The 19,773-nt window shown below is 71.1% G+C and carries 19 protein-coding genes; 10 read left to right on the forward strand and 9 right to left on the reverse strand.

Going from position 1 to position 19,773, the window contains the following annotated elements:
- Positions 1–11: 11 nt before the first annotated feature.
- Positions 12–1,580, reverse strand: coding sequence for a murein biosynthesis integral membrane protein MurJ (gene murJ / locus N4G63_RS11405; protein WP_260788532.1), 1,569 nt, complete (start codon positions 1,578–1,580; stop codon positions 12–14).
- Between the two features lie 160 nt (positions 1,581–1,740).
- Between murJ and rpsT the strand changes: the two genes are divergently transcribed.
- Positions 1,741–2,055 carry a 30S ribosomal protein S20 gene (gene rpsT, locus N4G63_RS11410; protein ID WP_260788533.1) on the forward strand — a complete coding sequence of 105 codons (315 nt, stop codon included), beginning with the start codon at positions 1,741–1,743 and terminating at the stop codon, positions 2,053–2,055.
- Between the two features lie 113 nt (positions 2,056–2,168).
- Here the strand turns inward: rpsT and N4G63_RS11415 are convergent, their stop codons facing one another.
- Together N4G63_RS11415 and N4G63_RS11420 are read right to left on the reverse strand one after the other, a co-directional pair.
- On the reverse strand, positions 2,169–3,251 hold the full coding sequence (locus N4G63_RS11415; RefSeq protein WP_260785852.1) for an IS630 family transposase: 1,083 nt from the start codon (positions 3,249–3,251) through the stop codon (positions 2,169–2,171).
- Between the two features lie 148 nt (positions 3,252–3,399).
- Positions 3,400–3,753, reverse strand: a complete 354-nt coding sequence (locus N4G63_RS11420; protein WP_260788534.1) for a DUF3579 domain-containing protein — start codon at positions 3,751–3,753, stop codon at positions 3,400–3,402.
- Between the two features lie 284 nt (positions 3,754–4,037).
- Here N4G63_RS11420 and N4G63_RS11425 point away from each other — a divergent pair, with 284 nt between their 5' ends.
- From N4G63_RS11425 to N4G63_RS11445, 5 genes are all read left to right on the forward strand, one after another.
- Positions 4,038–5,231, forward strand: coding sequence for an aspartate aminotransferase family protein (locus N4G63_RS11425; RefSeq protein WP_260788535.1), 1,194 nt, complete (start codon positions 4,038–4,040; stop codon positions 5,229–5,231).
- A 7-nt stretch (positions 5,232–5,238) separates the two neighbouring features.
- On the forward strand, positions 5,239–6,171 hold the full coding sequence (gene argF / locus N4G63_RS11430) for an ornithine carbamoyltransferase (protein ID WP_314599691.1): 933 nt from the start codon (positions 5,239–5,241) through the stop codon (positions 6,169–6,171).
- Between the two features lie 81 nt (positions 6,172–6,252).
- Positions 6,253–6,999, forward strand: coding sequence for a metallophosphoesterase family protein (locus N4G63_RS11435; RefSeq protein WP_260788536.1), 747 nt, complete (start codon positions 6,253–6,255; stop codon positions 6,997–6,999).
- 77 nt (positions 7,000–7,076) lie between these two features.
- Positions 7,077–8,609 carry a serine/threonine protein kinase gene (locus N4G63_RS11440; RefSeq protein ID WP_314599692.1) on the forward strand — a complete coding sequence of 511 codons (1,533 nt, stop codon included), beginning with the start codon at positions 7,077–7,079 and terminating at the stop codon, positions 8,607–8,609.
- A 144-nt stretch (positions 8,610–8,753) separates the two neighbouring features.
- Positions 8,754–9,089: a YkgJ family cysteine cluster protein gene (locus N4G63_RS11445; RefSeq protein ID WP_260788537.1), complete on the forward strand. Its 336-nt coding sequence runs from the start codon at positions 8,754–8,756 to the stop codon at positions 9,087–9,089.
- Between the two features lie 111 nt (positions 9,090–9,200).
- Here the strand turns inward: N4G63_RS11445 and N4G63_RS11450 are convergent, their stop codons facing one another.
- From N4G63_RS11450 to N4G63_RS11460, 3 genes are read right to left on the reverse strand one after another with little or no spacing between them, the layout of a single operon-like run.
- Positions 9,201–10,067 carry a response regulator transcription factor gene (locus N4G63_RS11450; protein ID WP_260788538.1) on the reverse strand — a complete coding sequence of 289 codons (867 nt, stop codon included), beginning with the start codon at positions 10,065–10,067 and terminating at the stop codon, positions 9,201–9,203.
- Positions 10,068–10,115: 48 nt separating this feature from the next.
- On the reverse strand, positions 10,116–10,601 hold the full coding sequence (locus N4G63_RS11455) for a MaoC family dehydratase (protein ID WP_260788539.1): 486 nt from the start codon (positions 10,599–10,601) through the stop codon (positions 10,116–10,118).
- On the reverse strand, positions 10,598–11,218 hold the full coding sequence (locus N4G63_RS11460) for a ParA family protein (RefSeq protein ID WP_260788540.1): 621 nt from the start codon (positions 11,216–11,218) through the stop codon (positions 10,598–10,600). Before N4G63_RS11460 ends, N4G63_RS11455 begins: the two co-directional genes overlap by 4 nt.
- A 76-nt stretch (positions 11,219–11,294) precedes the next feature.
- On the opposite strand from N4G63_RS11460, the gene kefF reads away from it, so the two are divergent.
- Positions 11,295–11,963: a glutathione-regulated potassium-efflux system oxidoreductase KefF gene (kefF, locus tag N4G63_RS11465; RefSeq protein ID WP_260788541.1), complete on the forward strand. Its 669-nt coding sequence runs from the start codon at positions 11,295–11,297 to the stop codon at positions 11,961–11,963.
- 2 nt (positions 11,964–11,965) lie between these two features.
- Complete coding sequence (gene kefC / locus N4G63_RS11470) at positions 11,966–13,810, forward strand: glutathione-regulated potassium-efflux system protein KefC (RefSeq protein ID WP_260788542.1); 1,845 nt, start codon at positions 11,966–11,968, stop codon at positions 13,808–13,810.
- Between the two features lie 48 nt (positions 13,811–13,858).
- Here the strand turns inward: kefC and N4G63_RS11475 are convergent, their stop codons facing one another.
- On the reverse strand, positions 13,859–14,611 hold the full coding sequence (locus tag N4G63_RS11475) for a sulfite exporter TauE/SafE family protein (protein ID WP_260788543.1): 753 nt from the start codon (positions 14,609–14,611) through the stop codon (positions 13,859–13,861).
- Between the two features lie 99 nt (positions 14,612–14,710).
- On the opposite strand from N4G63_RS11475, the gene N4G63_RS11480 reads away from it, so the two are divergent.
- A complete protein-coding gene (locus N4G63_RS11480) occupies positions 14,711–15,142 on the forward strand; it encodes a DUF1841 family protein (protein WP_260788544.1) in 432 nt (143 codons plus the stop codon).
- A 59-nt stretch (positions 15,143–15,201) separates the two neighbouring features.
- On the opposite strand, the gene N4G63_RS11485 is transcribed toward N4G63_RS11480, so the two are convergent.
- Both N4G63_RS11485 and N4G63_RS11490 read right to left on the reverse strand, forming a co-directional pair.
- On the reverse strand, positions 15,202–16,806 hold the full coding sequence (locus tag N4G63_RS11485; RefSeq protein WP_314599693.1) for an ABC transporter substrate-binding protein: 1,605 nt from the start codon (positions 16,804–16,806) through the stop codon (positions 15,202–15,204).
- A gap of 73 nt (positions 16,807–16,879) precedes the next feature.
- Entirely contained in the window at positions 16,880–17,071 is a 192-nt protein-coding gene (locus N4G63_RS11490) for a heavy-metal-associated domain-containing protein (RefSeq protein ID WP_260788546.1), read from the reverse strand.
- Positions 17,072–17,146: 75 nt separating this feature from the next.
- On the opposite strand from N4G63_RS11490, the gene N4G63_RS11495 reads away from it, so the two are divergent.
- Complete coding sequence (locus tag N4G63_RS11495) at positions 17,147–19,642, forward strand: heavy metal translocating P-type ATPase (protein ID WP_314599694.1); 2,496 nt, start codon at positions 17,147–17,149, stop codon at positions 19,640–19,642.
- The last annotated feature ends 131 nt before the right edge of the window (positions 19,643–19,773 follow it).

Raw genomic sequence — 19,773 nt, forward strand, 5'->3', positions numbered from 1 at the left:
GGAAGGCCAGTCTAGGACTTGCGCAGGAAGCTGCGCAGGCGGATGCCCGTCAGATGCAGTACGCCGAAGTAGATCACGGCCGCCGAGGCCAGCGCCGCGGCCATCGCGGCCGCGCGCAGGGCCTCGTTGCTGCCCAGCGCCAGCCAGTCGATGTGCCGGGCCAGCAGCCACATCCAGACCGCCATCACCGCACTGCCCAGCACCACCCGCAGCGCCAGCATGGCCCAGCCGGCGGCCGGCACATAGCTGCCGCGCCGCCTCAGGCCCAGCAGCAGCAGCCCGGCATTGGCATTGGCGGCCAGGCCGATTGACAACGCCAGCGCCGCCACGCCCATGCCGGCCCCCCAGATGAACACCGCGTTGAACACCTGCGTGAGCACCAGCGCCACGATCGCCACACGCATCGGCGTGGCCATGTCCTGCTGCGCAAAGTAGGCCCCCGCCGCCACCTTCACGCCCACCAGGCCGATCACGCCGGCGCCGTAGCCCATCACCGCCAGCGTGGTGGTGTGCACGGCCTGCGCGTCGAAGGCGCCGCGGTGGAACAGCACCGCCACCATCGGCTGCGCAAACAGCAGCAGCGCCACCGCGCAAGGCAGCGCCAGCAGCAGCACCAGGCGCAGCCCCCAGTCGAGCAGCGACGAATACGCGGCGCTGTCGCCCTGGGCCTTGGCCGTCGACAGCTGCGGCGTCAGCACCACGCCAAGCGCCACCCCCAGCAAGGCGGTGGGCAGCTCCATCAGCCGGTCGGCATACACCAGCGACGAGACCGCCCCCACCCCCAGGTACGAGGCGATCTGCGAATTGATCATCAGGCTCAGCTGCGCCACCGACACGCCCAGCAGCGCCGGCGCCATCTTGGCCAGGATGCGGCGCACGCCCGGGTGATGCCAGGCGCGGCGCAGGCGGCCGAGCGTGAGACCCAGCCGCGGCAGCATGCCGATGCGCGCCAGCGCCGGCACCTGCAGCGCCAGCTGCAGCACGCCGCCGAGCATCACGCCGACGGCCAGCGCATACACCGGCTCGATGCCGCGCGCACGCAGCAGCGGCACACCCAGCAGCGCTGCGGCAATCACCGAGACGTTCAGCAGCACCGGCGTGAAGGCCGGCACCGCGAAGCGCTTCCAGGTGTTGAGCACGCCCGAGGCCAGCGCCACCATCGACATGCAGCCGATGTACGGAAACATCCAGCGCGTCATCGCGGTGGCGGTGGCCTCGGTATCGGGCGTGAACCCCGAGGCCAGCAGCCACACCAGCAGCGGCGCGGCGGCAATGCCGGCCAGGCAGGTGAGCACCAGCGCCCAGGCCAGCACGGTGGCCACGGCATCAACGAGGTCGCGCGTGGCCTCGTCGCCATCGGTGGCGCGGGTGGCGGCCAGCAGCGGCACGAAGGCCTGCGAGAAGGCGCCCTCGGCAAACAGCCGGCGCAGCAGGTTGGGGATGCGAAAGGCGATCTGGAACGCATCCATCATCGCCGAGGTGCCGAACAGCGCGGCGCCGATCTGCTCGCGCACCAGCCCGGTGATGCGCGACAGCAGCGTGAGCGCCGAGACGGAGAAGACAGCCTTGTAAAGATTCATGCGGCAGCGCCGCACGGCGTCGGACGCAACAAGAGGCCCACAGCTCGGGGCGAAGGGGCGCGATTATAGGAATCGGGCGATGACAGACCGCCGGCCATGGCCAGGCGCTCACCATCATGCTATACTCATGGTCTTTGCCCCATCCGGAGCCAGCACCGCTATGGCCACCTCCTCCAAAGCCAAGAAGAAAACCGTCCGTCTGGCATCCGGCCGCAAGCGCGCCCGCCAAGACGTCAAGCTGAACGCCGCGAATACCTCGCTGCGCTCGCATTTCCGCACCGTCATCAAGAACGTGCAGAAGGCCCTCGACAAGGCCGCTGCAGGTGGCGACAAGGCCGTTCCGGCCGAGTTGTTCAAGAAGGCACAGCCGGTGATCGACTCGATCGCCGACAAGGGCCTCTTCCACAAGAACAAGGCAGCTCGCCACAAGAGCCGCCTGGCCGCCAAGATCAAGGCACTGGCAACCGCCGCCTGATCAAATTCCGGATGGTGCAAGCACAAGGCCCGCGCAAGCGGGCCTTTGTGTTTCTGGGGCCCGCGCAAGCAGACCTTTGTGTTTCTAGTGCAGTGCGCCGCTCTGTTCTGTACTTATTCCGGTGCGGTGACCAGGGCGGCCTTGGCCCGGGTCACCTTGGCCAGGATGTCGGTCGCGCGGGCCGTCCAGATGAACGGCTTGGGATCGATGTTGTGATGGGCCACGTACAGGTCGATGGCCAGCTCCAGTTCGGCAACGCTGGCGAAGCTGTCACGCCGGATGCGCTTGTCGGTGATGTCGCGGAAGAAGCGTTCGACCATGTTCAGCCACGAAGCGCTGGTCGGCGTGAAGTGCATGACGAACCGCGGATGACGCGCCAGCCATTTCTGCACCTCGGGGTGGCTGTGGGTGGCGTAGTTGTCCACGATCAGGTGAAGGCCCAGGTGCTTGGGCGTGCGGCGGTCGATCAGCCGCAAGAACTTCAGCCACTCGGTATGCCGGTGGCGCGGCTGGCACATCGAGATCACCTTGCCGTCCACCGTGTTGAGCGCGGCAAACAGCGTGGTCGTGCCGTGGCGCTTGTAGTCGTGGGTCACGGTGCCGGCACGCCCGCGCTTCATCGGCAGACCCGGCTGTGTACGGTTGAGCGCCTGGATCTGGCTCTTCTCGTCGCAGCTGAGCACCAGGGCGTGCTCGGGCGGGTTCATGTACAGGCCGACGACGTCGAGCAACTTGTCCTCGAACCGTGGATCACGCGAGAGCTTGAACGTGCGGCTCAGGTGCGGCTTCAGGCCGTTGCTCTGCCAAACCCGACGCACGGTGGTGGCTCCCACACCCAGGTGCGCGGCCAAGGTGCGGGTGCTCCAGTGCGTGGCGTCGACCGGCTTGTCGTGCAGCGTGGCCTGCACGATGCGCGACTCCATCTCAGCGGTGATCGTGGCCGGACGGCCGCTGCGTGGGGCGTCCTTGCGCAGCGCGTCGATGCCACCGCTGAGGAAGCGCTCGCGCCACATGGCGACCTGGCGCCGATCCAGTCCTGCATCGACAGCGATGTCCTTGTTCTGCCGGCCCTCGGCGGCCAGCAGCACGACCAGCGCACGCTGCTGCAACCGGGCCTCCACCGTTCGGCGCTTGGCCAGCACACGGAGCTCGCGCTCGGTGTCTGCGTCCAGTTCAATCGTCTTGGCAACCCGCACTGTTCCAGCCTCCTGGAACGTCTGAGTATGCCGGCGCAAATAAGTTCTATAAATTCACGCGCACTACACTAGGGCCCGCGCAAGCAGACCTTTGTGTTTCTGGGGCCCGCTTGCGCGGGCCTCGGTGTTGGCAGGGCGACCGCCCGGCTCAGCCGTTCGCGGTCTTCTTGACCGGCATGGCCACGCTGGCCAGCGGCGGGTCGGGCAGCAGGCAGGCCTCGGCCACCTGCAGGTCGTTGTCGCGGGCAAAGCTCATCACGAACTCCCAGGCCATCGGCTCGACGTCGCGCAGTGCCTCGTTGACGATCACGCACTTCACGCCCTCGATGACACGCGGCACGCACAGCGGCGAGTAGCCGATGTGGGCACCGATGCCCGAGCCCTTGGGCCGGAACGACGACAGTGCACCGGCCAGGCGCTCGGCCCAGTCGCTCGGCCGAAACTGGCGGCCGTTGCTGGTGATGCCCTGGATGAAGAACTCGCGGGGTTTGGCTGCGGTCATGCGGGCGGTGATGTCGATGGCGGGCTCGGGTGGAGCGTTCGGCAGCCTCTCGCCGGGATGGGCGGAGCCAGCAGCCACAGGGAAAGCCTGGATTGTGCCGCGGATGTGACACCTGTGCTGCAGCGCAGCAGGCATGGCCGACCGCGGCGGCGGACCATCTTCGGTCATCGGCCGTTCAGGCCCGACCTTTAGAATCAGTGCGTCATGCCGGCACGATGTGAGCGACGCATCCGCCGGCTTTTCGTTTCATTCCCCCGACATTGCCGATTTCCCGGAGCGCTGCCATGACGTCCCATGTGATGAACACCTACGGCCGACTGCCTTTTGCGCTGTCGCACGGCCGAGGCTGCCGCGTGTGGGACACCGACGGCCGCGAGTACCTCGATGCGCTGGGCGGCATCGCCGTCAACACCCTCGGCCACGCCCACCCCCGGCTGGTGCCCGCGCTGCAGGAGCAGGTGGGCAAGCTGATCCACTGCAGCAACTACTACGCCGCGCCGCTGCAGGAGGAACTGGCCGCCGAGCTGTGCCGGCTGTCGGGCCTGGACGCGGTGTTCTTCTGCTCCACCGGGCTCGAGGCCAACGAGGGCGCGCTGAAGATCGCGCGCAAGTTCGGCCACGACAAGGGCATTTCGCGCCCCGAGGTCATCGTCTACGACAAGGCCTTCCACGGCCGCTCGATCGCCACGCTCAGCGCCACCGGCAACCCCAAGGTGCAGGCCGGCTTCGAGCCGCTGGTTGAAGGCTTCGTGCGCCTGCCGCTGAACGACCTGGACGCGGTGCGCGCCGCCGTTCAGGGCAATCCCAACATCGTTGCCATCTTCCTCGAGACCATCCAGGGTGAAGGCGGCATCAACCCCACCCGCGTGGAAGTGCTGCAGGGCCTGCGCCAGCTGTGCGACCAGCACGACCTGTTGCTGATGCTCGATGAAGTGCAGTGCGGCATCGGCCGCACCGGCCAGTGGTTCGCCCACCAGTGGGCCGGCATCCGCCCCGACGTGATGCCGCTGGCCAAGGGCCTGGGCTCGGGCGTGCCCATCGGGGCCATCGTGGCCGGCCCGCGCGCGGCCAAGGTGCTGCAGCCGGGCAACCACGGCACCACCTTCGGCGGCAACCCGCTGGCCATGCGCGCCGGCATCGAGACGCTGAAGATCATGCAGGAGGACGGCCTGCTGGAACACGCCGCGGCGATGGGCGAGCGCCTGCGCAGCGGCCTGGCCGCCGCGCTGGACGCCGAGTTCGCCCAGGGCAAGGTCAGGCAGATGCGCGGCCAGGGCCTGATGCTGGGCCTGGAGCTCGACCGCCCCTGCGGCGTGCTGCTGACCCAGGCCGCCGAGGCCGGCCTGCTGATCAGCGTCACCGCCGACAGCGTGGTGCGCCTGCTGCCGCCGCTGATCATCAGCGCGGCCGAGGTCGACGAGATCATCGCCAAGCTCGTGCCGCTGGTGCGGGCCTTTCTCAGCCAGCCGGCGGCCTGAACGCGGCATGAAACCCGGTACCAGCCTGATGAAGCACTACCTGCAATTTAAGGACCTGCGGGCCGAGGAGTACGCCTACCTCTTCGACCGCGCCGCCATCATCAAGAAGCGCTTCAAGAACTACGAGCGCTACACGCCGCTGAACGACCGCACGCTGGCGATGATCTTCGAGAAGGCCAGCACGCGCACGCGGGTGAGCTTCGAGGCCGGCATGTACCAGCTGGGCGGCTCGGTGGTGCACCTGACCACCGGCGACAGCCAGCTCGGCCGCAGCGAGCCGATCCAGGACACCGCACGCGTGATCAGCCGCATGGTCGACCTGGTGATGATCCGCACCTTCGAGCAGACCCGCATCCGCGAATTTGCCGCGGCCTCGCGCGTGCCGGTGATCAACGGCCTGACCAACGAGTACCACCCCTGCCAGATCCTGGCCGACATCTTCACCTTCATCGAGCACCGCGGCAGCATCGCCGGCAAGGTGGTGGCCTGGGTGGGCGACGGCAACAACATGGCCAACACCTGGCTGCAGGCGGCCGAGATCCTGGGCTTCACGCTGCATGTCAGCACGCCCTCGGGCTACGAGGTCGACCCGGCCGTGGCCGGCATCTCCAGCAGCAGCTGCTACAAGCTGTTCGACAACCCGCTCGAGGCCTGCCGCGGCGCCCACCTGGTGACCACCGATGTGTGGACCAGCATGGGTTACGAGGCCGAGAACGAGGCCCGCCTCAAGGCCTTTGCCGACTGGTGCGTCGACGCCGAGATGATGGCCGTGGCCCAGGCCGACGCGCTGTTCATGCACTGCCTGCCGGCACACCGCGGCGAGGAGGTCACGGCCGATGTCATCGACGGTGCGCAAAGCGTGGTCTGGGACGAGGCCGAGAACCGCATGCATGTGCAGAAGGCGCTGATGGAGTTTTTGCTGCTGGGCCGCATCGGCTAGGGCCGGATCGCACGGCACCAAGGGATCGCTGACATGGGCCCAGCTGGCCGTGCAGTCTGGCCACCGGGAGACAACGAGACGATGAAGACCGCCCTGATCACCGATCTGCACGCCAACCGCGAGGCGGTGGAGGCCGTGCTGGAGCACGCGCGTTTCCAGGGCATCCAGCAATGGGTACTGCTGGGCGACTTTGTCGGCTATGGCGCCGACCCCGGCTGGGTGGTCGACACGGTGCGCGCGCTGGTGCGCAACGAAGGCGCGGTGGCCGTGCAGGGCAACCACGACCTGGCGGTGGTGCGCGGCGTGTCGCCGGGCATGCGCGCCGATGCCGCGCACGTGATCGGCTGGACGCACCAGCGCCTGGACGCCGAGCAGATCGCGTTCCTGGCCGAGCTGCCGCTGGTGCAGACCCGGGGCGACCACCTGTACGTGCATGCCAACGCCTGGGCGCCGGCCGGCTGGGACTACATCGCGGGGCGCAGCGACGCGGTGCGCAGCATGCATGCCACCGAAAGCCGCTACACCTTTTGCGGCCACATGCACGAGCCCAAGCTGTTCCATGTGTCGGGCACCGGCAAGGCGGGTGATTTCACGCCCACGCCGGGCGTGCCGATCCCGGTGCCGCCGCACCGCCAGTGGCTGATCATTCCCGGCTCGGCGGGCCAGCCGCGTGACGGCAACCCCGCGGCCTGCTACGCGATCTTCGACGACGCGCAAGCCACCATCACCTACCACCGCGTACCGTACGACCACGAAACCGCCGGCGCCAAGATCCTGGCGGCCGAACTGCCGCAGCGCCTGGCCGTGCGGCTCGAGGAAGGCCAGTAGCCCAGGCTGCAGCCGGCGGCCCGCGGCCGCCCGGGCGGCGCCGCGGCCAACGCGACATGGGGAACCCGAGGCACGCCATGGACAGCAAGTTCGACAGCCCCTCGCTGGGCTACACCGGCGCGCGCGGCATGCCCGCGCCACTGCCGCTGGAGCCGGGCATGGTGATCGACCAGTTCCGGCTCGAGGAAAAGCTGCACGTGGGCGGCATGGCCCACCTGTGGAAGGTGCACGAGGTCAACCACCAGGGCGATTCGCGCCTGCAGCTGATCATGAAGGTGCCGCGCATCAAGGGCGGCGAAGACCCGGCCACCATCGTCGGCTTCGAGGTCGAGCAGATGATCATGCCGATGCTCTCGGGCCCGCACTGCCCGAAGTTCATCGCCAAGGGCGACTTCACACGCCTGCCCTACATCGTGATGGAGCGCATCGAGGGCGCCAGCCTGCGCGCGCGGCTCGACGAGGCGCCGCTGGCGCTGGACGAGGTGATCGAGATCGGCTCGCGTGTGGCCACCGCGCTGCACGACCTGCACCGCCAGCACCTGGTGCACCTGGACATCAAGCCCAGCAACATCATGTTCCGCCCCGACGGCACCGCGGTGCTGGTGGATTTCGGCCTGTCGCGCCACGACCACCTGCCCGACCTGCTGGACGAGGAGTTCACGCTGCCGATGGGCACCGGGCCCTACATGTCGCCCGAGCAGGTGCAGTTCGTGCGCAACGACCCGCGCAGCGACCTGTTTGCGCTGGGCGTGATGCTGTACCACTTCACCACCGGCGAGCGGCCCTTCGGCGCGCCCGATTCGGTGCGCGGCCTGCGCCGCCGCCTGTACCTGGAGCCGGTGCCGCCGCGCGCCATCCGCCCCGACTGCCCGCCCTGGCTGCAGGAGGTGATCCTGCACTGCCTGGAAGTGCGCGCCGAACGCCGCTACCAGACCGCCGCGCAGCTGGCGCTCGACCTGCAAAGCCCCAGCGAGGTGGCCCTGACCCGCCGCGCCGAGAAGATGGCGCGCAGCGGCACGCTGAAGACGCTCAAGCGCTGGTTCTTCGCGCTCGGGGCCGAGCCGGCACAACCGCCCGCCAAGGTGACCGACCAGATCGAGAAGAGCCCGATCATCATGGCCGCGGTGGACGTCGAGAACGCCGCCGGCCCGCTGCTGGAGCAGCTGCGCGAGACGGTGCGCCGCATCGTCGTCACCGAGCCGGGCGCGCGCCTGGCCTGCGTGAGCGTGATGAAGATCGCCCGCATCGGCATGGACGAGCTGGTCGACACCGAGGGCCGCAGCAAGCATGTCAAGCAGCTGGTGGGCCTGAAGCACTGGGCACGGCCGATCAGCAAGACGCTCAACCTCGAGGAAGGCCGGCTGACCTTCCATGTGCTGGAAGCGCCCGACGCGGCCACCGCGATCCTCGAGTTCGCGCAGCGCAACCAGGTCGATCACATCGTGATGGGCGCGCGGGCCTCGTCCACGCTGCGGCGGCTGCTGGGCAGCGTGTCGTCGCAGGTGGCGGCGCAAAGCGCGTGCAGCGTCACCGTGGTGCGGGTGCCGGTGGCTGCGGCCTCGCCGGCCCTGGCCGACCACCCGCCGCCCGGCGCCTCGCCCACGGCATGAGCGCGCCGGGCCGTTCCCCAGCGCGAATCCCGCAGCGCAAGGCGCGAGGGTTGCTCAGTGCACGCGCCGGGTCATTCCCCAGCGCGAAGATGGCCCAATGAGCCCACCACACCCGATCACCCCCGCCACCTGGCGCAAGCGGCCATGACCGCGCTGAATCCCTGCATGCGCTGCGGTGCCTGCTGCGCCGGCATGCGCGTCGATTTTTCAAGCAGCGAGCTGCAAAGCCAGGGCGGCACCGTGCCCGATGGCCTGGCGGTGCCGGTGATCCACCAGCTCTCGCGGCTGCGCGGCACCGACCATGCACGCCCGCGCTGCGCCGCGCTCAGCGGCACCATCGGCCAGCAGGTGAGCTGCGGCATCCACGAGTGGCGGCCCTCGCCCTGCCGCGAATTCGGCCTGCGCGCGCCGTTCGGCATTGGCGACGAGGCCTGCGCTCGCGCCCGCGCCCGCCACGGGCTGCCGCCGCTGCCGATGTGAGCTGGGGCACCCGGCCTCACGCGTACGTGAGGCCACCCGCCGGGCGGGTTGGCGGGCCGGCTTGGGAGCGGCCCGGCGCTCGGCCCGCTGGGGCACCCGGCCCGGCGAGTTTCAGCCGGCTGGGGTGGCGCGCTGGATGATGCGGCTGACCGCCAGCACCGCCTGGGTGCGCGAGTTGACTTCCAGCGCGCGCAGCACCGCGGCCACATGGTCCTTGACCGTTTCGACCGAGAGGTTCAGCTCGCGCGCGATCAGCTTGTTGGGCAGGCCCTTGAGCAGCAGCGCCAGCACCTCGGTCTGGCGCGGCGTGAGGCCCAGGGCGTCCAGGCCATCGGGCCGCCGCGGCACCAGCCCCGAGGCCGCCAGCGCGGCCAGCGCGGTGGTGGGCGTGGCCGGCGCCACGGCGGCGGCGGCAGGCCCTGCCGTGGTGGTGGCGGTGGCGGCAACGGCTGCCACGGCGGTGTGGCCGGCGGCGCGCCGCGCAGCCTCGGCCGCATCGGCCGCCGCCAGCTGGGCACGCGCGGCGGTGATGGTGGTGTCGCCCAGGTCGCCACGGCCCTGCATGCGGGCGATCAGCTCCAGCAGCGCCGGCGGAATGAACACGCCGCCGGCCAGCACCATGGACAAGGCCTCGGACAGTTCGTCCATCGACGAGCGCTTGGGCACGAAGCCCATCGCGCCCATGTCCACGGCCCGCACCACGTCGGCCAGGCGCTCGGTGGCCGAGACGATGGCCACCGGCAGCTCGGGGTGCGCCTGGCGCAGCTCGGCCAGCACGTCGAAGCCGTCGACCTCGTCGCCCAGCTTCAGGTCGAGCAGCAGCAGGTCGAAGGGTTGTGCACCGGCCGCGGCCAGCAGGGCCTTGGCCTGCTCGGGCGTCTCGGCGGCCGCCACCTCGATGCCGGGCTGCTGCGCCTCGAGCATCTGGCGCAGCGCGCTGAGGATCAGCGGATGGTCATCGAGCATCAGCACCTTCATGTCCCTGCCTCCTTCAGCACGACCACCCCGCGGCGCCGGCGCCATGGCTCAGGTGTAGCGCCGCGACACCGCCTCGGCCACGCACACCGGCTTGTCGCTGCCCTCGCGCTCGATCGTCACGGCCATGGTCAGCTGAGCGCCTCCGGCGATCGGCTCGTAGGCCAGCAGCTGCACCTGGGCGCGCAGCCGGCTGCCCACCGGCACCGGCGCCGGAAAGCGCACCTTGTTCAGGCCGTAGTTGACGCCCATGCGCACATCGTCGATCAGCAGCGTCTCGCCGGCCAGCAGGGGCAGCAGCGAGAGCGTGAGAAAGCCGTGCGCGATGGTGGTGCCAAAAGGCCCGGCCGCCGCGCGCACCGGGTCGACATGGATCCACTGGTGGTCGCCGGTGGCCTGGGCAAACTGGTCGATGCGCGCCTGGTCGATCGTCACCCAGTCGCTGGTGGCCAGGTGCTGGCCCACGCGGCCCTGCAGCGAGGCCAGCGTGGCGATGTGCACCGGGCCGGGTGGGATGGGGGAAACGGTGGTGTTCATGCGGCCAGCCAGTCGAGAAGGGGTTGCCATTGCGCCAGGTCGCGCTCGACCCGCCCGGGCGCCACGTCCCACAGCGTGAGGCCGCGCGCAGCCAGGTGCACATAGTTCTGCGTGTCACGCAGCTGGGCCAGCGGCGGCCGGCCCAGCGCGTCCAGCCACTCGTGCAGGTGCTCGGTGGCGTGGGTGTGATCCTTGGCGCGCATCGCCACCAGGCCGATGGCCAGGCGGGCGCTGCGCTTGTGCTCGCCCAGCGTGTGCAGGAAGGCCTGCGTGGCCGCCATGTCGAAGGGGCTGGGCTGCAGCGGGATCAGCAGCTTGTCGGCCAGCTTCATCACCGCGTCGAGCCGCTTGCCGTGCAGGCCGGCGGGCGTGTCGATCACCGCGTGCGTGGTGCCCTTGGGCAGGCGCACGGTGTCGCCGCCGTCGATCACCTCCCAGCCGCGGATGGGCGGCAGCGCCGCGGGGCGCAGGCTCAGCCAGCCGCGCGCGCTGTGCTGGCGATCCAGGTCGCCCAGCATCACCGCATGGCCCTGGCGCGCCAGCCAGCCGGCCACATTGGTGGCCAGCGTGCTCTTGCCGACGCCACCTTTCGGGTTGGCCACCGCGATCACCGGCATACAAGCTCCAAGACTTCCAACATTGGCTGGTATGTTACGAGAGCGTCCTCATTGACCGGCCCGCCGCCGCCCCACGATGCCACGAATTCTGGTGATCGCCGCCCACCCGCACCTGGGGGATTCCCGCGTCACGCGCGCGCTGATCGACGCGGCCCGCGCGGCCGCCGCCGAGGGTGCCGACATCGCCGTGCGCGAGCTGTACGCGCTGTATCCCGACTACCTGATCGACACCGCCGCCGAGCAGGCCGCGCTGCGCGAGGCGGCGCTGCTGGTGTGGCTGCACCCGATCCACTGGTACGGCATGCCGCCGCTGATGAAGCTGTGGCTCGACGAGGTGTTCGCCTTCGGCTGGGCCTATGGCCCGGGCGGCACGGCGCTGGCCGGGCGCGACCTGTGGCTGGTGTGCTCCACCGGCGGCAGTGCCGAGTCGTACCAGCCAGCGGGCCACAACCGCCACGCGTTCGAGGCCTTCCTGCCGCCCTATGCGCAGGCCGCCGCGCTGGTCGGCCTGCGCTTTCTGCCGCCGCAGGTGCTGCATGGCGCCCATCAGGCCGATGGCGCGGCCGTCACGGCCTTTGCGCAGGGCTTTGTCGCACGCCTGCGCAGCTGGCCCGAAGCCAGCGCCTGGCCCGAGCTGGCCGGCCTGCCGCCCTGCCCCGGCTGCACCGTGCCGGGCGGCGAGCGGCCGGCCGAGGCCCCGGGCAGCGTGACGCTGGCCGCCACCACGCGCCGCGTCGAGGCCTGAGCATGGAGCACGCCAACTGGCTGAGCACCAGCGCGGTGTACCTGGGCGCGGCGGTGCTGGCCGTGCCCATTGCCCGGCTGCTGGGCCTGGGCGCCATCGTCGGCTACCTGGCCGCGGGCATCGCCATCGGGCCCTGGGGCCTGCGCCTGGTGACCGAAACCACCACCATCCTGCATGTGGCCGAGTTCGGCGTGGTGCTGATGCTGTTTCTGGTGGGCCTGGAGCTCGAGCCGCGCCGGCTGTGGGCGCTGCGCCGGCCGATCTTTGGCGGCGGCAGCCTGCAGCTGCTGGGCTCGGCGGCGCTGATGCTGGGCGTGGGCGTGGCCGCCGGGCTGCCCTGGCCGGTGGCGCTGGTGGCCGGGCTGGGGCTGGCGATGTCGTCCACCGCCATCGGCCTGGGCGTGCTGGCCGAGCGCAACCTGGGCGCCACCACCTCGGGCCAGCATGTGCTGAGCGTGGCGCTGCTGCAGGACATTGCCGCGATCCCGGTGCTGGCCCTGGTGCCGCTGCTGGCCGCGGCACCGCTGGGCGCGGCCCACGAGGGCGGCGGCTGGTGGGGCGCGGCCAAGGCCCTGGGCGTGGTGGCCGGCATCGTGTTTGGCGGCCGGCTGCTGCTGCGCCCGGCGCTGCGCTGGATCGCCCGCAGCGACACGCCCGAGATCTTCACCGCCGCGGCGCTGCTGCTGGTGGTGGCCACGGCCACGCTGATGCAGGCGGTGGGCCTGTCGATGGCGCTTGGCGCCTTTCTGGCCGGCGTGCTGCTGGCCGAAAGCGAATACCGCCGCGCGCTCGAGACCGACCTCGAGCCCTTCAAGGGCCTGCTGCTGGGCCTGTTCTTCATCGCCGTGGGCATGGGCATCGACTTCGCGGTGATCGCCGCGCACCCGGGGTGGATGGCCGCGGTGGTGGCCGGCTTCCTGCTGCTCAAGGCCGCGGTGCTGTGGCTGCTGGCCCATCTGGCCCGGCTGCCGCTGGCCGAACGGCCGGTGTTCGTGATCCTGCTGGCCCAGGGCGGCGAGTTCGGCTTCGTGGTCTTCCAGGCCGCGCAGCAGGCCGGCGTGATCGATGGCGCCACCAGCTCCTTCCTGGTGGCCGCGGTGGCCATCTCGATGCTGGCCACACCGCTGCTGCTGCCGCTGGCCGACCGCTGGTGGCTGCCGCGCCTGGCCGCCCGCGCGCCGCGCACCGAGCCGCCGGCCGAAACCCGCCTGAGCGAGCCGCAGGCCGCGCCGGTGATCATTGCCGGCTTCGGCCGCTTCGGCCAGGTGGTGGGCCGCCTGCTCAACGCCAGCGGCCTGCAGGCCACCGTGCTGGAGCACGACGCCGAGCAGGTGGAGGCGGTGCGCCGCTTCGGCTGGCCGGTGTTCTATGGCGACGCCAGCCGGCTCGACCTGCTGCGCATGGCCGGCGCCGCCGAGGCGCGGGTGTTCGTGCTGGCCATCGACGATGTCGAGCAGAGCGTGGCCGTGGCCGCGCTGGTGCGCGAGCATTTTCCGCAGCTCACCGTGGTGGCACGGGCACGCAACGTCACGCACTACCTGAAGCTGCGCGCGCTGGGCATCACGCTGATCGAGCGCGAGACGCTCGATGCATCGCTGATGAGCGGCCGCCATGTGCTCGAGCAGCTGGGCTGGCAGCCGCATGCCGCGCGCAACCAGGCCCTGCGCTTTCGGCAGCACACGGTTGCGCTGATCGAGCAGATGCGCGCCCATGTGGGCGACGAGCAGGAGCTGATCGCCCTGGCCAAGCAGGGCCGCCAACAGCTCGAGGCCATGTGGGCGCAAGAGCGCGCCGAGCAGGCCGCCGCGCGCCACCGCCGCGGCTGGCACGACGACAGCACGCACTGAGCAACCTCGGCCCGCCGCCAGCCGCCGCGCGGCCGCGGCCACAGCGCGTCAGCGCAGCGCGTCCCACACCAGCTTGATGCCGGTGAGCAGCATGCCCAGCGAGAACAGCCGGTAGAACAGCGCCTGCGGAATCACGCGCACGATGCGCAGGCCCAGCCACACGCCCAGCGGCGCGGCCGGCGCCAGCACCAGGGCCGTGCCCATGTTGGTGAGGTCGATCAGGCCCAGCAGGCCGTAGGGCAGCCACTTGGCGGCATTGACGGCCGCGAAGAACACCGCCAGCGTGGCCGTGAAGCGGATCGGCGGCAGCTTCAGCGGCAGCATGTAAAAGCCGATCGGCGGCCCGCCGGCATGCGCCACAAAGCTGGTGAAGCCCGACACCGCCGCAAAGAAGAAACCACTGCCGGCCCCCGGTGCCGGCGCATCGGCACGCGGCGGAAACACCGTGCGAATGGCCAGGAACACCAGCGTGATCGCGCCCACCAGGCCCGCCACCGCCCGGGCCGGCAGCACGCCAAACAGCAGCCAGCCCAGCACGATGCCGGCCAGCCCGGCCGGCAGCAGCAGCCTGAGCAGCGCGGCATCGGCCTGGCGCGCCAGCGCCTTGAGGCCCAGACCATCCATGATGGCCAGCAGCGGCAGCATGATGGCCGCGGCCTGCGGCACCGGCACGGCCAGCGCCATCAGCGGCACGCCCAGGGCGCCGAAGCCGGCGCCGAAGCCGCTCTTGCTGATGCCCACCAGCAGCACCGCGGGCACGGCCACCGCATAGAACGCGGGGTCGGTGATGACCGGCAACACGGCGGCTCAGTGCCTGCGCTGAGGCAGGGCGGACGGCGGGCGCAGGGGCATCGTGCAGGGGCGCCAGGCGCCGGTGGCGAACAACGCGACAATTGTGGGATGTTCCAGCCCTCCCAGCACGACGTCCGCCGATTCTTCTGCGAGACCTTCCGCAAGCAGCGCGAGGGCGCCCCGCTGACGCCGATGGAAACCCTGGCCGCCGGCTGGATGGCCGAGCACCCCGAGTACCACGCCGACCTGGCCGATCTGGAGGCCGCGCTGGCCGCGGTGTACAGCGTGGACGACGGCCGCACCAACCCCTTCTTGCACCTGGCCATGCACCTGAGCATCAGCGAGCAGTGCAGCATCGACCAGCCCAGCGGCATCCGCCAGGCGGTCGAGCTGCTGGCCGCGCGGCGCAATGCGCTGCACGAGGCCCACCACGAGGTGATGGAGTGCCTGGGCGAGATGATCTGGACCAGCCAGCGCAGCGGCCTGCCGCCCGACGGCCACGCCTACCTCGACGCCGTGCGGCGCCGCGCCACACGCTAGGCCGGCGGGCCAGGTACTCAGGGCCAGGTACTCAGGGCCAGGTACTCAGGGCCTGTCGCTCAGGGTCTGGCGCGCAGCGTCACCCATTCCACCGCCAGGTAGTTGTCGGCGCGGTGCACCGCGTCCACCGGGCTGCGCATGGCCCACGGAATCACCTGGCGGTGCAGCGGCAGGGTGTGGAACTGCTCCTTCCATTCCAGCAGCGCGGCCTTGATCAGCTGCTCGCGCTTCTTCGGCTCGGCCTCCACGCTGCTTTGCGCGGCCAGTGCGTCGAAGCGCTCGTTGCGCACGTTGCTGAAGTTGTACAGGCCCACACCCTTGTCGCCGCGGTTGCGCATCAGCGGCGTGAGCGTGGTCTCGGCATCGGTGATCGCACCACCCCAGCCATACATGAACAGGCTCACGTCCATCTTCTCGACCTTGGGAAAGTACAGCGCGCGCGGCATGGCGTTGACCTTCACCCTGACCTTCAGCTGCGCCCACATCGCCGCCACGGCCAGGCAGATCTCCTCGTCGTTGATATAGCGGTTGTTGGGGCAGTCGAGCGTGACCTCGAAGCCCTCGCCATAGCCCGCCTCGGCCATCAGGCGCCGCGCGGCGGCCAGGTCAAAAGGCGTGCGCGCCTCCAGCACCGGGTCGTGGAAGCTGGCGATGGCCGAGGGCGTCATGCTGCCGGTGGGCGCCGACAGGCCGTTCATCAGCTTGCTGCGCAGGGCCTCGGTGTCGATGGCCTGGTACAGCGCACGGCGCACGCGCAGGTCCTTGAACGGGTTGCGCTCGCCCGGCACGCGGGCGTGCAGCAGCTTGTCGCGGCCCTGGTCCATGGCCAGGAAGACGATGCGGTTCTCGGGCCCCTCCACCACCTTGATGCCGGACACGCCGCGCAGGCGGGCAACGTCGCGCGGCGCGGGGTCGTGCACCAAGTCGAGCTCGCCCGACACCAGCGCGGCCAGGCGCGTGGCGTCGTTGGCCACCGGCGTGAACACCACCTCCTGCACATTGCCCTCGGCCACCGTGCCCCAGCCCCACCAGGCCGGGTTGCGGCGGTGCACGGTCTTGATGCCGGGCGCGCGGCTCACCAGCATGAACGGGCCGGTGCCATTGGCGTGCGTGGAGGCATGCGTCTCCTCGCGGTTCTTGAAGTCGAGCGGTTTCAGGGTGCGATGCTGTTCGCACCAGGCGCGGCTCATGATGAACAAGGTGTCCAGGTGCTCCAGGAACACCGGGTTCACCGTCTTGAGGCGGAACTCCACCGTCAGCGCATCCAGCTTCACCGGCTCGCCCAGCGCGGCCACGTAGGTGCTGATCAGCGAGGTGGGCTCCCGGGCGCGCTGCACCGAGAACAGCACGTCGTCGGCGGTGAACGGCGTGCCGTCGTGAAACTTCACGTGGGGCCGCAGCTTGAAGCGCCACACCAGCGGCTGCGGCTGGCTCCAGGACAGCGCCAGCGCCGGCACGATGGCCAGATGGCGGTCGCGGCCCACCAGGCGCTCGTAGGTCTGCTGGTTGATGCTGTTGGTCAGCGCCTCGTTCTGGGCGTGCGGGTCCATGGTCAGCGAGTCGCCCTGGTTGGCCCAGCGCAGCGTCTGGGCCGGGGCCGCCGCCACGGCAGCCAGCAGGGCCAGCGGCAGCAGCAGCCGCCTGGCGATCACGCGAAACTTCATGCACCTTCTCCGTCAACATCCCGGTCGGACGGTCGGCAGTGTAGGCAAGGCGGCGGCCCGGCCAGGGGGGGGCTCAGGCCGGCGCGTAACCCTCTTCGGTGAGCGCGGCCACGAACTCGGCCGCCGCCTTGGCCGACTCGATCTGCACCCGGTGCGCCGGCAGGTCGATCTGCAGGCGCGCGTCGGCATCGATGCGCTGCACGGTCTCGGTGACGGTGCGCACGCAGTGGCCGCAGGTCATGGTGGGCAGGGTGAGGTCGATCAAAGTGGGCTCCCGATGTGTGGTGGATGACGACGACGATCAGACTGTGCCACCAACGCAGGGTCTAGCATGGCGCTCATGGAACCGAGTTGTACCCTCACCCTGCCGGTCGACGGCATGAGCTGTGCCAGCTGCGTGGCGCGTGTCGAAAAGGCGCTGCGCCGCGTGCCCGGTGTGCAGGCCGCCGAGGTCAATCTGGCCACCGAGCAGGTCAGCCTGACGCTCGACACCGCCAGCGCCGCCGGCACGGTGCTGGCCGCGCGGGCCGCAGTGGCCCAGGCTGGCTACAGCCTTCCCGACGAACAGCGTGTGCTGCGCGTGGACGGCATGAGCTGCGCCAGCTGCGTCGGCCGGGTCGAGAAGGCGCTGCTGCGCGTGCCCGGCGTGCTGGCGGCCAGCGTCAACCTGGCCACCGGCAGCGCCCAGGTTCAGCGGCTGGCCGGCGCCGCCGGCGATGCGGCGCTGCGCCAGGCCTTGCAGCGCGCCGGCTACGAGGCCGTGCCGCTCGACGACGGCACGGCCGCCGCCGGCCCTGCGCGGCGTGGCGAGCTGCGCGGCTGGCAGGTGGCCGCCGCGGCACTGCTCAGCGCCCCGCTGGTATGGCCGATGCTGGGCGACCTGATCGGCGCCCACTGGATGCTGCCCGCGCTGTGGCAATGGCTGCTGGCCACGCCGGTGGTGTTCGGCTTCGGCGGGCGCTTTTTCGTGGCTGGCTGGAAGGCGCTGCGCAACGGCGCCGGCAACATGGACCTGCTGGTGGCCACCGGCACCGCGGCGGCCTACGGCCTGAGCCTGGCGCTGTGGTGGCGTGAGCCCGAGGGCATGCCGCACCTGTATTTCGAGAGCGCGGCGGTGGTCATCACGCTGGTGCTGTTTGGCAAGTGGCTGGAGGCACGGGCCAAGCAGCGCACCCTGGGCGCGCTGCAGGCCCTGCGCGCACTGCGGCCCGACACCGCCCTGCTGCGCGGCGCCGACGGCCAGTCGCGCAGCGTGCCGCTGGCCGAGGTGCAGCCGGGCGACACGGTGCTGGTGCGCCCCGGCGAACGCCTGCCCACCGACGGCCTGGTGCTCGAGGGCCGCAGCCATGTGGACGAGTCGCTGCTCACCGGCGAAAGCCTGCCGGTGGCCAAGGCGCCGGGCGACCGCGTGACCGGCGGCGCCATCAACGGCGAGGGCCTGCTGGCGGTGCGCACCACCGCGGTGGGCGGCGCCAGCATGCTGTCGCGCATCGTCGCGCTGGTTGAATCAGCCCAGGCCAGAAAGCCGCCGATCCAGCAGACGGTGGACCGCGTGGCCGCGGTCTTCGTGCCCGCGGTGGGCGCGCTGGCCCTGCTCACGCTGCTGGGCTGGGGCCTGCTGCGCGGCGACTGGGCGCAGGCACTGATCCACGCGGTGTCGGTGCTGGTCATCGCCTGCCCCTGCGCGCTGGGCCTGGCCACGCCGGCCACGCTGATGGTGGGCACCGGCCTGGCCGCGCGGCGCGGCATTCTTGTGCGCGACGCGCAGGCGCTGGAGCTGATGCGCCAGGTGGCGGTGGTGGCCTTCGACAAGACCGGCACGCTCACCGAAGGCAAACCGGTGCTGGCCGGCCTGCAGGCCGCCGCTGGCCTGGCGGGCGGCGAGGCGGCCGTGCTGACCCAGGCCGCGGCGCTGCAGGCCGGCAGCGAGCACCCCCTGGCGCGCGCCGTGCTGCAGGCCGCGGCCGCGGCCGCAGCACCGCCGCCGGTGGCGGCCATCGACAAGGGCACTGCCACTACGGCCACTACGGCCACCGCCACCGCCACCGCCATCGCCTGCGAGCTGCGCGCGGTGCCCGGCCGCGGCATCGAGGGCCAGCTGCATGGCCGGCCGCTGGCCCTGGGCAGCAGCGCCTGGATGCACGAGCTGGGCGTGGCCGATGCCGCGCTGGCCGCGCAGGCGGCGCGTTGGGCCGCCGAGGGCCGCAGCGTCTCGTGGCTGGCCGAGCGCGGCCCGGCACCGCGGGCGCTGGGCCTGCTGGCCTTTGGCGACGCACCCAAGCCCGGCGCCGCGGCCACCGTGGCGGCCTTGCACGCCGCCGGCCTGCGCGTGGTGCTGCTCAGCGGCGACAACCGCGGCGCCGCCGAGGCGCTGGCCCGCCAGCTCGGCATCACCGAGCTGCATGCCGAGGTGCTGCCGGCCGACAAGGCGCGCCTGGTGGCCGGCCTGCGCAGCGGCCTTGCGCCGCAGCAGCGCGTGGCCATGGTGGGCGATGGCGTGAACGACGCCCCGGCCCTGGCCGCCGCCGATGTGGGCCTGGCCATGACCCATGCCGATGGCGGCGGCACCGACGTGGCCATGCAGACCGCCGGCCTGACCCTGCTGCGCGGCGATCCGGCCCTGGTGCTCGAGGCGCTGGACCTGTCGCGCGCGATCAGCCGGCGCATCCGCCAGAACCTGTTCTGGGCCTTCGGCTACAACGTGGTGGGCATTCCGCTGGCCGCACTGGGCCTGCTGAGCCCGATGGTGGCCGGCGCCGCGATGGCCCTGTCATCGGTCAGCGTGGTGGCCAATGCACTGCTGCTGTCCCGGCACAAGCCGCGCTCGATGCCGTAGCCGCCCGGCGGGCGGCCTCACGTACCCGTGAGGCCGGGTGCCCCCACAGCGGGCCGAGCGCCGGGCCGCCCCAAGCCGGCCCGCAACCCGCCCGGCGGGTGGTCTCACGTACCCGTGAGGCCGGGTGCCCC

The organism is Aquabacterium sp. OR-4 (genome assembly GCF_025290835.2).
Classification (GTDB): Bacteria; Pseudomonadota; Gammaproteobacteria; order Burkholderiales; family Burkholderiaceae_C; genus Pseudaquabacterium.

Excerpts from the sequence above, each read along its gene's own strand:
- N4G63_RS11480 (WP_260788544.1), top strand. The coding sequence starts at position 14,711 with ATGTTCCAGCCCTCCCAGCACGACGTCCGCCGATTCTTCTGCGAGACC.
- N4G63_RS11440 (WP_314599692.1), top strand. The coding sequence starts at position 7,077 with ATGGACAGCAAGTTCGACAGCCCCTCGCTGGGCTACACCGGCGCGCGC.
- N4G63_RS11445 (WP_260788537.1), top strand. The coding sequence starts at position 8,754 with ATGACCGCGCTGAATCCCTGCATGCGCTGCGGTGCCTGCTGCGCCGGC.
- N4G63_RS11460 (WP_260788540.1), bottom strand. The coding sequence starts at position 11,218 with ATGCCGGTGATCGCGGTGGCCAACCCGAAAGGTGGCGTCGGCAAGAGC.
- argF (WP_314599691.1), top strand. The coding sequence starts at position 5,239 with ATGAAACCCGGTACCAGCCTGATGAAGCACTACCTGCAATTTAAGGAC.
- N4G63_RS11435 (WP_260788536.1), top strand. The coding sequence starts at position 6,253 with ATGAAGACCGCCCTGATCACCGATCTGCACGCCAACCGCGAGGCGGTG.
- kefC (WP_260788542.1), top strand. The coding sequence starts at position 11,966 with ATGGAGCACGCCAACTGGCTGAGCACCAGCGCGGTGTACCTGGGCGCG.
- N4G63_RS11485 (WP_314599693.1), bottom strand. The coding sequence starts at position 16,806 with ATGAAGTTTCGCGTGATCGCCAGGCGGCTGCTGCTGCCGCTGGCCCTG.
- murJ (WP_260788532.1), bottom strand. The coding sequence starts at position 1,580 with ATGAATCTTTACAAGGCTGTCTTCTCCGTCTCGGCGCTCACGCTGCTG.
- N4G63_RS11425 (WP_260788535.1), top strand. The coding sequence starts at position 4,038 with ATGACGTCCCATGTGATGAACACCTACGGCCGACTGCCTTTTGCGCTG.
- rpsT (WP_260788533.1), top strand. The coding sequence starts at position 1,741 with ATGGCCACCTCCTCCAAAGCCAAGAAGAAAACCGTCCGTCTGGCATCC.
- N4G63_RS11455 (WP_260788539.1), bottom strand. The coding sequence starts at position 10,601 with ATGAACACCACCGTTTCCCCCATCCCACCCGGCCCGGTGCACATCGCC.
- N4G63_RS11495 (WP_314599694.1), top strand. The coding sequence starts at position 17,147 with ATGGAACCGAGTTGTACCCTCACCCTGCCGGTCGACGGCATGAGCTGT.
- kefF (WP_260788541.1), top strand. The coding sequence starts at position 11,295 with ATGCCACGAATTCTGGTGATCGCCGCCCACCCGCACCTGGGGGATTCC.
- N4G63_RS11420 (WP_260788534.1), bottom strand. The coding sequence starts at position 3,753 with ATGACCGCAGCCAAACCCCGCGAGTTCTTCATCCAGGGCATCACCAGC.
- N4G63_RS11450 (WP_260788538.1), bottom strand. The coding sequence starts at position 10,067 with ATGAAGGTGCTGATGCTCGATGACCATCCGCTGATCCTCAGCGCGCTG.